The 13432-nt window shown below is 67.8% G+C and carries 15 protein-coding genes; 10 read left to right on the top strand and 5 right to left on the bottom strand.

What is annotated here, in order from left to right:
• Positions 1 to 41: 41 nt before the first annotated feature.
• The gene (locus LL236_RS10210; RefSeq protein ID WP_228178639.1) at positions 42 to 419 is read right to left on the bottom strand and encodes a hypothetical protein; all 378 of its coding nucleotides are present in this window, start codon (positions 417 to 419) and stop codon (positions 42 to 44) included.
• Positions 420 to 534: 115 nt separating this feature from the next.
• Between LL236_RS10210 and LL236_RS10205 the strand changes: the two genes are divergently transcribed.
• The 4 genes from LL236_RS10205 (at position 535) to LL236_RS10190 (ending at position 4559) form a co-directional block, all read left to right on the top strand.
• Positions 535 to 1620 carry an AAA family ATPase gene (locus tag LL236_RS10205; protein ID WP_228178638.1) on the top strand — a complete coding sequence of 362 codons (1086 nt, stop codon included), beginning with the start codon at positions 535 to 537 and terminating at the stop codon, positions 1618 to 1620.
• A gap of 85 nt (positions 1621 to 1705) precedes the next feature.
• Positions 1706 to 3523 carry a pyruvate kinase gene (locus tag LL236_RS10200; protein WP_228178637.1) on the top strand — a complete coding sequence of 606 codons (1818 nt, stop codon included), beginning with the start codon at positions 1706 to 1708 and terminating at the stop codon, positions 3521 to 3523.
• A gap of 57 nt (positions 3524 to 3580) precedes the next feature.
• Positions 3581 to 3904, top strand: coding sequence for a hypothetical protein (locus LL236_RS10195; protein ID WP_228178636.1), 324 nt, complete (start codon positions 3581 to 3583; stop codon positions 3902 to 3904).
• Positions 3905 to 3983: 79 nt separating this feature from the next.
• Positions 3984 to 4559 carry a beta-class carbonic anhydrase gene (locus tag LL236_RS10190; RefSeq protein WP_228178635.1) on the top strand — a complete coding sequence of 192 codons (576 nt, stop codon included), beginning with the start codon at positions 3984 to 3986 and terminating at the stop codon, positions 4557 to 4559.
• Positions 4560 to 4590: 31 nt separating this feature from the next.
• On the opposite strand, the gene LL236_RS10185 is transcribed toward LL236_RS10190, so the two are convergent.
• On the bottom strand, positions 4591 to 5028 hold the full coding sequence (locus tag LL236_RS10185; RefSeq protein WP_228178634.1) for a YchJ family protein: 438 nt from the start codon (positions 5026 to 5028) through the stop codon (positions 4591 to 4593).
• A gap of 75 nt (positions 5029 to 5103) precedes the next feature.
• Here LL236_RS10185 and LL236_RS10180 point away from each other — a divergent pair, with 75 nt between their 5' ends.
• Genes LL236_RS10180 through LL236_RS10170 form a run of 3 tightly spaced genes read left to right on the top strand, consistent with a single transcriptional unit; the run spans position 5104 to position 7933 of the window.
• Positions 5104 to 6576, top strand: coding sequence for a ferredoxin reductase family protein (locus tag LL236_RS10180; protein WP_228178633.1), 1473 nt, complete (start codon positions 5104 to 5106; stop codon positions 6574 to 6576).
• 23 nt (positions 6577 to 6599) lie between these two features.
• Positions 6600 to 7127: an FMN-binding protein gene (locus LL236_RS10175; protein ID WP_228178632.1), complete on the top strand. Its 528-nt coding sequence runs from the start codon at positions 6600 to 6602 to the stop codon at positions 7125 to 7127.
• Positions 7124 to 7933: an FAD:protein FMN transferase gene (locus tag LL236_RS10170; protein ID WP_228178631.1), complete on the top strand. Its 810-nt coding sequence runs from the start codon at positions 7124 to 7126 to the stop codon at positions 7931 to 7933. The genes LL236_RS10175 and LL236_RS10170 overlap by 4 nt, the downstream gene beginning before the upstream one ends.
• On the opposite strand, the gene LL236_RS10165 is transcribed toward LL236_RS10170, so the two are convergent.
• Both LL236_RS10165 and LL236_RS10160 read right to left on the bottom strand, forming a co-directional pair.
• Positions 7908 to 8894, bottom strand: a complete 987-nt coding sequence (locus LL236_RS10165; protein ID WP_228178630.1) for a sensor histidine kinase — start codon at positions 8892 to 8894, stop codon at positions 7908 to 7910. The genes LL236_RS10170 and LL236_RS10165 overlap by 26 nt on opposite strands.
• Positions 8891 to 9568, bottom strand: coding sequence for a response regulator transcription factor (locus LL236_RS10160; protein ID WP_228178629.1), 678 nt, complete (start codon positions 9566 to 9568; stop codon positions 8891 to 8893). Before LL236_RS10160 ends, LL236_RS10165 begins: the two co-directional genes overlap by 4 nt.
• A gap of 135 nt (positions 9569 to 9703) precedes the next feature.
• Here LL236_RS10160 and LL236_RS10155 point away from each other — a divergent pair, with 135 nt between their 5' ends.
• From LL236_RS10155 to LL236_RS10145, 3 genes are read left to right on the top strand one after another with little or no spacing between them, the layout of a single operon-like run.
• A complete protein-coding gene (locus LL236_RS10155) occupies positions 9704 to 10252 on the top strand; it encodes a hypothetical protein (protein ID WP_228178628.1) in 549 nt (182 codons plus the stop codon).
• A 41-nt stretch (positions 10253 to 10293) separates the two neighbouring features.
• Positions 10294 to 11046, top strand: a complete 753-nt coding sequence (locus tag LL236_RS10150) for a hypothetical protein (RefSeq protein WP_228178627.1) — start codon at positions 10294 to 10296, stop codon at positions 11044 to 11046.
• Positions 11047 to 11096: 50 nt separating this feature from the next.
• Entirely contained in the window at positions 11097 to 12023 is a 927-nt protein-coding gene (locus tag LL236_RS10145) for a 5'-3' exonuclease (protein WP_228178626.1), read from the top strand.
• Here the strand turns inward: LL236_RS10145 and LL236_RS10140 are convergent.
• Positions 11995 to 13290, bottom strand: coding sequence for an MFS transporter (locus LL236_RS10140; RefSeq protein ID WP_228178625.1), 1296 nt, complete (start codon positions 13288 to 13290; stop codon positions 11995 to 11997). The two genes, LL236_RS10145 and LL236_RS10140, sit on opposite strands and share 29 nt — an antisense overlap.
• Positions 13291 to 13432: the final 142 nt, after the last annotated feature.

The following is a 13432-nucleotide window of genomic DNA, read 5'->3' as shown; positions in this document are numbered from 1 at the left end:
GGCTCGAGACTATGCCCCGCGAGCAGTTCGCGGGGCATCCGTCACTTCTTCTCGGTGACCTCGACGGTGAAGGTCACGTCCTGAATGCCGCCGTCGCTGTTGGACAGCACGACCTCGGTGGTTCCAACGCTGAGCGCCTTCACGCCGGGGTTGAAGGTTGCAGAGCCGTCCGTGTATCCGGCGACGAACTCGGCGACAGCCGGGTCGGCTACCTCGCCGCTGTAGCTTTCGACCGCCAGATCGCCGGTGTTGATATTCAGCACCTGGTCGACGATCAGCTCGACAGTCTCTCCCTGGAGGTCCCCGGCGTCCATCGTCACGGGCGCGATGACGGGCTCGTTGCTTTGCGAGCAACCGCTCAGGGCGATCGACACAGCGAAGACTCCGGCGACAACTGCACTCAATGCTCTGGTTCTCATGACTGTGAGTCTGGCAGTCTCACCTGCGGGCAGTAGTGGGAAACGCCAGAACCGCGCTAGAACTGTTATCAAGCGTCGTGGCGACGACCCGAGCCGTCGGCGCAGGGAGGGATCGATGCGCGCGACCGACTCGCTGTCCATCCGTGGGCTGGTCGGTCTCGCGAAGGCCGAAGCCAAGCGCTGGGGCTCTGATCACGCGACAGTGACGCACGCGGCATCCGCGTTCGCGCAGAACTGGACCGGCGAGTTCCGGGATGCCTTCGGCAGTGACGGCGAGGCGCTGCTTCACCGCCTTCTCGCTGCCGGCCAGACGATCGGCAACGAAGCCGAGGTGCGCAACATGATCACGGCATCGCCGGATGCCGCGGCCCTGGCAATGCGGTTGCAGGCGGCCCTGCGGGGAGACCTCGCGGTAGCCGACCTGTTGCCTGAGGAAAGCTCCCCGACCCGTCCCCGCGCCGATGACACCGAGCAATCCGAGGCATCCGACGGGGAGGCGCCCCCGGCGCGCACCGATCCACTGGCGGGTCTTCTTCGAGGACGCGAAGCCCTGGATGTCGCCGCGTACCTCCTCAGCGACCAGCCACTGATCCCCGCTCTCGTGGGTCGACGCGGCTGCGGCAAGACCAGCCTTGCGGCAGAGATCGCGCGCCTTCTTCTCGACCTCGAGGATCCGCTGCCGACCCTCTTCTTCGATCCCGGTACGACAGTGGATGGTGAGCCGGCGATGCTGCTGCGCGATACGCTGTCGGCGCTGACCCGCCGAACGGTCGTCGTCGTCGAAGACGTCGACGAGCTCGCGCGCCTGGGAACAACGGAGCCCGACGTGTCGATCCTGCGTGAGATCTGGCAGTCCGAGCGCTTCCCGCTCGCTCGCCTGGTCATCACTGTGACCGCGCCGTACGAGAAGCGGATTGCGCAGTTCTACGGCGCGTTGTCGGATCGCCTGGTGATCGTGGAACTGCAGCCCTGGGACGAGAACGTCGTGCGGGGCTTGGTCGTGCCGGTGGCAACACATCTGGCCGAACAGTACGGCGTCGTCATTGATCATGCGGCAATCGAGGCTGCGCTTCAGCCCCCGACCGAAGCTGACACCTTCGACCACCCGGGGCTGGCCATCGCGCGTCTGGATGTCGCCTGCGCCCGGACGATGATCGCAGGCGGGAACACCGTGACCGTCGCCGACGTCATCCCGGGGTGAGCGAGCTCCACGCGCCGGATATTCACGCCCCGGGCTCTGCCACAGCGCGCGCCGGAGAGCTAACGTCGAAGGTGGAGGTCGGACGATGCTCAATACTGCTCGTTCTCAACGGCTCGACGCGCTTCGTGCCGAACTCATGGACCTCCGCTCTGCGGTCGAGGATGCCGAGCGAGCGGCATCCGCTCCCCTGGCCCGCGTACATCCCGTCCATGCTGCCGGCGCCGCCAATCTCATCCGCTATGTCGCCCTGCGTTCACGGGACCTGCGTGACCTGCAGGATCGCCTCACCGCAGAGGGGCTCTCATCTCTCGGGCGGATGGAAGCCGATGTTCTGCGCAACCTTGATGCGGTAGTGGGCACGATCGACGCGGCCCTCGGAGTGGCCGCGCAGGGCGATCACAAGAGCCCGGAACCGGATGCCGAGCCTCGTCCGGCCACTCCCCTGAGCGTGAACGCGGCAGCGCTCCTGGGCGGTACGGTCGACGACCGCGACACTCGGATCATGGTCACACTGCCGAGCGAAGCCGCGAACGATCCCGCCCTGGTCGCCCGATTCGCCCGAGCCGGCATGGATGTCGCCCGCATCAACTGCGCGCACGACGATTCTGCAGCGTGGGAGCGGATGGCCAGGCACACGCGGGCCGCGGGGACCGGCATCCGTATCGCCACCGACCTCGCCGGGCCGAAGCTGCGCACCGGTTCCCTCGAGCCGGGGCCACGCGTCGTCAAGGTGTCTCCCGCGCGCGACGCTCTGGGACGCGTGATCGAGCCGGCGTCGGTCTGGCTGGTCGCCCCGAGCGCTGACGGGTCGGCTCCACCCCCTGGGGAGATTCCCGTCACGGATGCCGCGTGGCTTGCTCGCCTTCGGATCGACGACACCGTCGAATTCACCGACACCCGCGGGCGCTCGCGGTACATGACCGTCGTCGCGGTGCGCGATGGCGGGGCGCGGATCGAGGGCGACCGCACCGCGTATATCGGAACCGGGACAGTGCTGGATGTCGATGGTCGCGAGACCCGGGTCGGCGCGGTGCCCTCGGTCGACCAGGCGCTGCGGGTCCATCGGGGCGACATCGTCGAACTGCGTCCGGATGAGGAACCGGGATTCACGCACGAGGGACGACACCACGTCGGCTGTACCGTGCCCGAAGCGCTCGACGTGATCCGCGTCGGCGACCGGGTGCTCTTCGATGACGGCAAGATCGAGGGCTTCGTGCGCGCCGTGGCGGTAACTGACGGCCGGCGCGTCGCGGAGGTCGAAGTCACCCTGGCCTCGCCGCGGGGAACGAAACTGCGTGCCGAGAAGGGCATCAACCTTCCGGACACCGACCTCCCCATCTCGGCGCTCACCGACGAGGATCTGCGAGCTCTCGATGACGTCGTCGGATTCACCGACATCGTGCAGCTCTCGTTCGCGCGCTCCCCCGGCGACGTTGCACGCCTATTCGACGAGCTCGACTCGCGGGGTGCCGGGCACCTGGGCGTCGTTGTGAAAATTGAGACGGTGCGCGCCTTCCGGGCGCTGCCCGAAATCCTCCTTGAGCTCATGCAACGGCCACGGGTGGGCATCATGATCGCCCGCGGCGACCTGGGTGTGGAGGCCGGCTGGGAGCGGCTCGCGGAGGTGCAGGAAGAGATCCTCTGGCTGTGCGAGGCGGCGCACGTTCCGGTGATCTGGGCGACGCAGGTGCTCGACTCCCTCGCCGGTAACGGGGTGCCTACGCGCGCGGAGGTGACGGATGCCGCGGCCGGCGAACGCGCTGAGTGCGTCATGCTCAACAAGGGGCCGCACATCGAGGAGGCCATCGAAGCGCTCGATGACATTCTGCGGCGGATGCACGGGCACCTCGAGAAGAAGCGCCCGCTGCTGCGGCGGCTGCGCGCCTGGTCCCACGAAGGCTGAATCTGCCTGCCGCTCGTCCTCAGCCCTGGCCGGGTCGCAGTGCGCCACACTGTGTGCATGGATGCTGCGCCGACCGCGTTCGTCGCGACTGTTGTCGCCGACACCGCGACCACCAAGCTCGACGCCCTGACGATCATCGCGAACGCTGCCGAGGGCGTGATCTCGGATGCGGGCACCCCTCGCGCCGCCGTTGCGCTGCCCTCCGGCGCTCGAGCGCTGATCGAGATCCCGAAGTTCGGTGAGCCGCCACCCTTGACGATCGACGTGTTGTCGACCGACTCGGCCGACGCGGCGCGTTCCGAGGCCGAATCGCTGTGCGAGGTCATCGCCGCGGTCACGGGCTGGGAGGTTCGGGTACTTCCTGACCGGCTGCGCCACTGATCGTCACAGACAGTCATACAGCGCACCTCGGGCTGGGTGAGACCTAGCGTGGTACTGTCCCACCCACCCGAGGAGTGTCATGTCAGTTCTGTCCGAGGTGCTCGAGGCCAACGAGTCCTACGCAACCGCATTCGACAAGGGCGATCTCGCCCTGCCGCCCGCGCGCGGGTTCGCCATCCTCACCTGCATGGACGCCCGGCTGGACCCCGCCAAGTACGCCGGGCTCAGCGAAGGCGATGCCCACGTCATCCGTAACGCCGGGGGACGCGCGTCCGACGACGCCATCCGGTCCCTCGTGATCTCGTACAAGCTGCTGGGCACGAAGGAGTGGTTCGTCATCCACCACACCGACTGCGGCATGGAGTTCTTCACCGACGAGGTCATCCGCGGACTGCTCGCGAACTCCCTCGAGACCGCCGAGCTGCGCGCTGACGGCTTCGTGGACGTCGGCACCGGCCCCGGCTCCGCCGAGGCCGCATACATCGACTGGCTCACGATCAGCGACCAGGCCCAGGCCGTCGTCGACGATGTGGCCCGCATCAAGGCCCACCCGCTCGTCCCGGCGCGCATCCCGGTCTACGGCTATGTCTACGACGTCCGCACCGGTCGCCTCATCGAGGTGCCGGCAGCGACCACAGCAGGCGCAGCGTCCTGAGGACAACCGGATCGGCCGGTCTTGGCATCCGTTACGGGATGCCGGAGCCGGCCGTTTCCGCTTCCAGGTACCACCAGCGGCCGGCAGCGAGGCGGAACCGGCTGCGCTCGTGCTGCTCCTCCGCCTCGGCGCCGCGCCGCCAGCGCGCCCGGAATTCGACGATGCCGCCGGTGGTCCCGGCACCGACCGCGGGGGCGTCCAGGATGCGCAGTCCGACCCAGTGCACGTCGGGGTCAATGTCGATCCGCTCGGGCCGCGTTCGGGGGTGCCAGGTGTCGGCGAGGTAGCGAGCGTCACCGAGCGCGAACGCGCTGTACCGCGAGCGCATCAGCCGTTCCGGGCTCGGCGCCGCCTCGCCCCGGTGCAGCGGTCCGCAGCACCTTCCGTAGACGTTGCCACTGCCGCAGAGACAGGGATCCTGGTCGGCCGGGCGACGGATGCCGGACTGTGCCGCGGATCCGAAACTCATGTGAGAAGTCTATGAACCGCGAGCGCGGAGGCTTTCCTTAGAGCAGTCTCAGAGACCGGCCACCACGCTGTCCCCATGACCACGGCGACCCCGTCTCGCACCACCGTCACGGCACCGCATCCCTCTTCGCGGCTCCCGCAGCCTCTTACCTCACCGCGGGCGACCACCAGCGTGCGCGGCAGCCGTCGGGGGCGCTCTGCCCGGCGGGCATGGAATGTCGCTGCGACAGCCGTCATTTGGCTCACGAGCCTGTTCGTTCTTGCTCTGTGGGTGGCCGGCGGCGGCATCCAGGACCTGTGGGGATTCGACGCGGCGGCACTGAACAGCCTGGGCCGCCTTACCGGGCTCGCCGCGTCGAACCTCCTCCTCTACCAGGTGATCCTTCTTGCGCGTATCCCCCTGTTCGAGCGCGGGTTCGGCCGTGATGGCCTCACCCAGATGCACCGACTCGTCGGCTTCTGGTCTTTTTCGCTCATGCTCGCCCACATCGCACTCCTGGTGCTGGGGTACGCGGAAGCGACCGATGTCAACGTCGTCGTCCAGTTCTGGGAGTTCGTGTGGGATTACCCGGGGATGCTTCTCGCAACCGCCGGCACGATTCTCATCATCGTTGTCGCGATCACCTCGATGCGTCGCGCTCGAGCGAAGTTGCGCTACGAGTCATGGCACCTGCTGCACCTGTACGCCTACCTGGGTGTCGGGCTGGCGCTGCCCCACCAGCTGTGGACCGGCGCCGACTTCCTCTTCTCCCCCGTCGCCACCGCCTACTGGTGGGGCCTGTGGGCTGTCAGCGCCGCAGCGATCGTCGTGTTCCGCATCCTCGTCCCCCTCGCGCGCTCGCTGCGTCACCGGGTGCGGGTTGCCGACGTTCGTCCTGATGGCGTGGGCGGTGTGGCGGTGACGATGACCGGACGACGACTGGATCGCCTCGGTGCCCGCGCTGGCCAGTTCTTCATCTGGCGCTTCCTGGATGGTCCGGGCGCCTCGCGGGCTAACCCGTTCTCGTTGGCTGCGGCTCCCGACGGCCGCAGCCTGACGATCTCTGCCCGCATCGTCGGTGATGGCACCGCCCGCCTGGCACGACTCGCTCCCGGTACCCCCGTCCTGCTGGAGGGACCGTACGGCACGATGACCGGTGATGCCCGCACCGGCTCGAAGCTTCTGATGATCGGTGCCGGCGCCGGTGTAGCACCGTTGGTCGCCCTGCTCGAAGCCGAGGACTACGCGCCGGGCCAGGCGACGCTGGTCACCCGCGACCACTCGACACAGGCAGCGCTGCGCACGGAAGCAATCGGCACGCTCGTCGCGCACCGAGGCCTCCGACACATCCCGCTTCCGGGGCCCCGAGCCCGGACAGCATCCTCGTGGCTGCCGGCCTCGCACGCCGCGTGGACGGGCTCCGATGCGCTGCGCCATCTCGCGCCCGACCTCGAGGACTACGACGTGTTCCTCTGCGGACCCGCGCCATGGATGAAGGCCCTCGAGCATGACCTGCGCGCCGCGGGAGTTCACCGCACCCGCATCCATTCCGAGTCCTTCACCGTCTAACCCCTCACCCCACGGAGCCTCAGATGAAGCGCATCGTTTACGGACTTCTTGCCACCCTGAGCGGCGTCGTCCTCCTGTTCAGCTACCGCACCTCGCTTGAGGCCGTCATGCCGGTTGCCGCCGACGACACCGCGGGCAGCACGACAACCGTCCCGGCGCCAGCGTCGACGTCATCGAGCTCAGCTGACGCCTCGGGTTCGACCGGAACATCCACCCCCTCGGCATCGCCGTCCCCGTCGACGACCACCACGCAACAGAACACAAGCGGCCTTGCCGACGGCACATACACGGGCGATGCGGTCCGCACCCGCTACGGCAACGTGCAGGTCCAGATCACGGTCAGCGGGGGCGTGATCACCGAGGTCCAGGTGCCGCAGTACCCGAACAGCAATCGCGAGGATCAGCAGATCAATGCCCGCGCACTGCCGGTGCTGATCTCCGAGACGACAAGCGCGCAAAGTGCGTCGATCCGCATGGTCTCGGGCGCCACCTACACCAGCCAGGGGTACACGCAGTCCCTCCAGAGCGCGCTGGATCAGGCACAGCAATGAGTTCCGACGAGCCTCGCGTCTGGGTCCAGACCATCATGGGAACTGTCGTCTCGGTCCACGCCTACGGCACCACCGCGTTCGTGAAGGATGCCGAGACCGCAGCATCCGTGGCTCGTGCGTTCAACGAGCTTCGCGAGGCAGACAGAATCTTCTCGACCTATCGCGAGGACTCGGAAATCAGCCGTCTCCGCCGCGGTGAGATCACACTCGACGATGCGCATCCGCTCGTTGCCGAGGTCGCCGCGGCGTGTCTGAACGCCGAGCAGCGCTCTGGCGGCCGGTTCTCGGCTACCTGGCGCGGTTGGTTCGACCCGACCGGCTACGTCAAAGGGTGGGCGGTCGAGCGGGCGGCACGGATGCACCTTCTGCCGCTCCTGACCGCGGGCGGCGCGACAGCCATCGGCATCAACGCGGGCGGTGACATGCAGGTGGGCACGGCGCCGGGCACCGACTGGGTGTGGCGCATGGGCATTGCCGACCCGCACCGGGCCGGTGAGGTTCTCGCGATCATCGACGTGGTCGATGGCGCGGTTGCGACCTCGGGGACAGCTGAGCGGGGTGTGCACATCCTGGACCCCCGCTCCGGCGAGCCGGCGACCGGCGTTCGCAGCGCGACAGTCGTCGCCGATTCCCTGGCCGAGGCAGACCTCTGGGCAACCGTCGCGGTTGTCGCCGGCGACGACCTGTCGTGGGTTTCAGCGGCGCTCTCGCGGTCGGGCATGACGGTGACCGATGACGGAGGCGTTCGCCGGTGGCTGGGCACGACGGAGGTGGCGGTGGTCACGCGCGAGCACTCGGCAGCGTGATGAGAAAGGTCGTGCCGCTCGGTGAGGTCGACTCGACCTCGATCCGGCCCGAATAGCGAGTCAGCACGTCACGCACCAGCGCGAGCCCGAGTCCGAACCCGCGACGCCTGCCCGTCTCAGACCCACGGGCGAACCTCTCGAAGATGCGCTCCGCGTCGGCCGGGTCGATCCCGCTGCCGTGATCGCTGACGCGGATCTCCACGTCGTCACGGGCAGTTGCAGCAGCGATCGTCACCACGGCTCCCCGCGGACTGTGCTGGATCGCATTGTCGACGACAGCCATCAGAATGCGAGTCAGGGTGGGAAGCGGCATCCGCACCGCCCGGTCGCTCGAGAAGACCTCGAGCGACACCGCGCTGTCATCCGCGAGCGGCCGGAGGCGGGAGACCGCGGCATCCATCGCATCACCGACCGGCGAGACAGCAGTCGTCTCAGCCTTACCCTCGGCCGCCATCAACAGATCGGTGAGCATGTCGTTCATTGCGTCAGCGTCGGAGCGCAGCTGATCGAGAGCTTCGGCGACATCTCCGCCGCGTTCCAGCCGACGCTGCGCGATCTGGATGCGACTGGTCAGGGTCGTCAGCGGCGTGCGCAGTTCGTGACTGGCGTCGGCCACGAAGTTCCGCTGCAGCCGCAGCGCCTCGCCCAGCGGCTGCACGGCGCGGCGGGCAGCGAACCATGCGATCAGCGACAGGATGAGCACGCCCAGGATGCCGAGGCCGATCACCCACGGCAGCACCCGGTCGACGTCAACCACGAGGTCATCGCCAGACCCCCGATGGCCGCCGGGGAAGGGCGTTGCGTGCTCGTTGTTCTCGACACGCGCGCGAAGCAAGATCACGGCAACCAAGACCGACACACCGAGCGCGACGACGATCGCCGACACCGCAGCAACCCACACCCCCACCGAGAAGGCGGCCCGCTGCACGCGACGCCGGTCGGCAGCCTCCGGAGTGGTCATGACGGCTGCCCGACCCGGTAGCCGCGAGCGCGCACCGTCTCGATCATCTCGGGAACCGACTTGCGCCGGATGTAGTGGACGTACGTGTCGACCGACCCCGGCGTATCACCCTCGTGGAACACGGCACCCAGGATCTCTTCTCGACTGAACACGTGCTCGGGGCTGGCGCTGAGCACATCCAGCAACGCGGTCTCGGTCGTGGTGAGCGCGACCCGGCCGCCCGACGGCCCGTACAGCGCCTGGGACTCGGGGACGAACACCCACTCGCCGAGCGTGCGGCGGTGCTGCTCTGCACGGTAGCCGCGCACGAGAGCCCGGATGCGGGCGAGCAACTCACCGTAGTCGAATGGTTTCACGAGGTAGTCGTTGGCGCCGGCATCCAAACCCTCGACCCGGTCATCGACGGCGCCGAGGGCGGTCAGCAGCAGGATGGGCGTCGTAATGCGAGCGGTGCGGATCGCGCGAACCAGATCGATTCCGTCGCCGCCGGGAAGCCGCCGGTCGATAACCATCACGTCGAATCGCTGCTGCAGGGCGCGGGACCGAGCCGACGCGACGTCTGCCGCGTGAACGACGGTATGGAACTCCGAAAGCACCTCGATCGTCATCTGGGCGACGTCCTGATCGTCTTCGACGTACAGCACGTCGGCGTGCGGCCCGCTGTCGTACGGCATGATGCCTCCCGAGCCAACGCTAGCGCGCCGACCTATCGGTTCTCTGGAGTACCGGCATCCTCCCCAGGTGAGCACGTGGATCGTGGACTGTGGATAGTGCCGCCGAGACGGATGCCGCGGGCTACCGTGGTGGACATGAACCGCCGCCGTCCGTTTCGAGCCGCGTCGATCGTGATCGCCGCGATGCTCGGTGTCGGTGCGCTGGCCGGCTGTGGGCCGACTGATCCGTCACCCGCCCCGACGCCCACCGGGTTCGCTTCCGAGGAGGAAGCATTCGCTGCCGCGGAAGCCACCTACCGGGCGTACGTGGATGCCTTGAACCAGGTCGACCTCAGCGACCCCTCGACCTTCGAGGAGGTCTATCGCTGGACCACGGGCGATGCGAATGCAGCCGAGCGCGAATCGCTTAGCGGAATGCACGCGAACGGCTGGACTGTGTCGGGCACGAGCGAAGTCACCGGTTTCAACCCGAACTCCTGGGATGCGGATGCTGGCACGATCGACGGAATTGCCTGCCTTCGCGTGGCAGATGTCATGCTGACTGATCGCGATGGCAACTCAGTCGTGAGCACGGATCGTCCTGATACTCAGTCGGTGATGATTGTGGCAAGCGTCTCCCCCGACTCTCCGACGGGTGCACTGCTGTCGGTCGTTGATGGATCGAATAGCGAACAATGCGGTTAGCCATCCTGATAGTGCTCACCGCGTTGAGTACGGCCTCTCTGATGCCGACCGCCGTCGGAGGCTCCGGATGCGCGAGCAACTCCGCATGGTCGGGCAATTGCAGCGTCTCCAACAACGGGAGCCAGGTCGACGTCGGCGGCACCGCGAACCAGCCGGGCTCCGGCGGGGGATCCGGGAACGGCGGCACAGGCGGCTCGCAGGGCAGTGGCAATGGCGGCTCCAGCGGCGACTCCGGAACCACCGAGAGCTCCCCGGCCGCAGAGGAGTGCCCCATCGTGGGATGCCGAGGCAACTACACAGTGGTCACGTATCCGGACGTGACGATCGACGATCTCGCGAGTTTCGTTCCGGCGCGTCCGAGCCTCGGTGGCGAGCCCGCCGGTTTCGGGGTCGTGGGGACCCCCACGAACATCGTGGCCGGGGCATCCACGCACACCCTCACCGGCCCGCTGCTCGGATGGGACGTGACAGTCAGGTTCCGACCGGCCGGCTACGTGTTCGACTACGGCGACGGTTCAAGCGCCCGCACAACGACCGGGGGTGCCACCTGGGCGTCGCTCGCACTCCCCCAGTTCAGCCCGACGTCAACCAGTCACGTCTACCGCGAGCGCGGAACGTACACCGTCTCTCTCACGCTGCAGTACGCGGCTGACGTCGACTTCGGCAGCGGCTGGCGCCCGGTTCCCGGCTACGTCAATGCCCCGGCTCCGCCCTACACCCTCGAGGTTCTCGAGGTCCGGACGGCCCTGGTCGACCGCACCTGCGCCGAGAACCCCACCGGCCCCGGCTGCTGAGCCCTCCGTCGGCCGCTCGCATCGTCGGCGGCGCATGCCAGGATGGGCGCGTGGCAGAACGATTGATGTTGCTCGACTCCGCGTCGCTGTATTTCCGGGCGTTCTACGGCGTACCCGACACGGTCAAGGCGCCGAACGGGATGCCGGTCAACGCGGTTCGCGGATTTCTCGACATGATCGCGAAACTCGTCACAACCTACGAGCCGACGCACCTCGTGGCCTGCTGGGACGACGACTGGCGCCCCCAATGGCGGGTCGATCTCATCCCGTCGTACAAGACGCACCGCGTCGTCGAGGTCGTCGAGGGCGCCCCGGATGTCGAGGAGGTCCCGGATCCCCTCGAGGTGCAGGTGCCGCTCATCCGCAAGGCACTGTCCGCCCTCGGGATCACGATCATGGGCGCCGCCGAACACGAGGCAGACGACGTCATCGGCACCCTCGCCACCACAGCAACGATGCCCGTCGACATCGTCACGGGTGACCGCGACCTCTTCCAGCTCGTCGACGACGAGCGCAGCATCCGTGTCATCTACACGGCGCGCGGCATGAGCAACCTCGAGCTGGTCACCGACCGCACCGTCGTGACGAAGTACGGAGTGCTGCCCAGCCAATACGCCGACTTCGCGACGCTTCGCGGCGACAGCTCCGACGGGCTGCCGGGTGTAGCCGGCATCGGCGAGAAGACGGCCGCTACGCTCCTCGCTGCGCACGGCGACCTTGCCGGCATCATCGGCGCCGCCGAGCGCGGCGAGGGAATGTCGGCCGGCGTTCGCGCCAAGATCACCGCGGGGCTCGACTACCTCGAGGTCGCGCCCACGGTCGTCGAAGTCGTCCGCGATCTCGACCTTCCCGCGCCTGACACGCACCTGCGACCGCTCGACGACGATCAGCGTGCAGCGGCGGTGACCCTCGCCGAAACCTGGGCGCTCGGCACTTCGGTCTCGCGGGTCATCGAGGTGCTCGCCACGACACGATGACGGCCGCCACCAGCAGCACACAGTAGGCGAGCACGACGACGAGGGATGCCAGCAGCACGGCATCCCACCCGCCGGTCACCTCGTGCAGGGCCCCCATCGCCGGTGCAGCCAGCGCCGCGGCCGCATAGCCCCCGCCCTGCACCAGCGCAGACATCCCGGCGGCTTCGGCATCCGAGCGGGCGATCGCGACGATCGTGCTGAAGATGACCACGAAGCCGCCGGCGTGGCCGATGGCCCCGAAGCTCAACCACACCGCGGCCCACTCTGGCGCGATGATCATGCCCAGTGTCAGCAATATCCACGACGCGCCAATGGCGATCGCAGGCACGATCCGCGGCGTGAACCGGGCCAACAGCGGAACGATGAACGCCCCGACCACGGCAACACCGTGGAAGAACGCTGTCAAGCCTCCCGCTGCTGCTGCGCTGACACCGAGATCGTCCGCAATGAGTGTGGGCAGCCAAGTCGCGAACCCGTAGTACACGGCAGCTTGCCCCGCGAACGCCAGAAGAAGCATCCACGGAATCGGGTTCCGGAACATCGAAACACCCTGCGTCGCCCCTCTCCCGAGCGGCACCGGTACCGGGCCGGTCAGCGTGTCGGCCTCACGGTCGGCCACGGATGCCACGGCGGGACGCTGTGCGCCCGAGAACCGCTCGCCCCAGAGCTCCCCGCGCGCGGCAGCCCGGCGCAGATGCAGGCCCCACAGCAGCATCCCGGCGATCGTAATCACCGACCACGCGACCAACGCGAGGTTCCATCCGATCACGGAGGCAATCGGCACCGTCAACAGTGACGTCAGCAGCGATCCCGCGTTGAGCATGGCGACGTAAGCAGCTGTGACCAGGGCTACCCGCTCGGGCACGACATCACGGCGGATGATGACGGGGATGACCACATTTCCGACCGTGATGGACGCGCCGATCACGATCATTCCGGCGAGCATCCATCCGAAGCCCGGAACGGCACGCAGGAAGGTGCCGAGCAGCACCCCCGTGAGGGTGATCATGAGCGCGAGCTCCGCCCCGGCGCGACGGATGACGAGAGCTGCCACCGGGGTCAGCAGCGCGAACATCAGCACAGGCGCGGTCGTGAGCAATCCGGCCGTTGCCGCACCGATGCCGAGATCGCTTTCGATCTGCCGCAGCACAGGTGTCGATGAGACGATGGGTCCGCGAAGACTCAGCGCGGCGACGAGGATGCCGGCGATGACGAGCCCGGCGGCTCCTCCGGCGGCACCGGGAGCGATGCGTCGGTCAGAAGCCACCCGTCGAGTCTAGGGTCGCGTTATCGGCTTCCCGCGTCACGCACGTTGCATCATTCATACCCCCAGGGGTATCCTTGAACATAGACCGTCACAGACCCCGGAAGGACATCTCCCATGTGCTCTCAGATTCGTTGCTCCTCGT

This window comes from Microbacterium schleiferi, from assembly GCF_020781975.1.
GTDB lineage: Bacteria > Actinomycetota > Actinomycetes > Actinomycetales > Microbacteriaceae > Microbacterium.
This window is presented reverse-complemented; position numbering and strand designations above follow the sequence as displayed.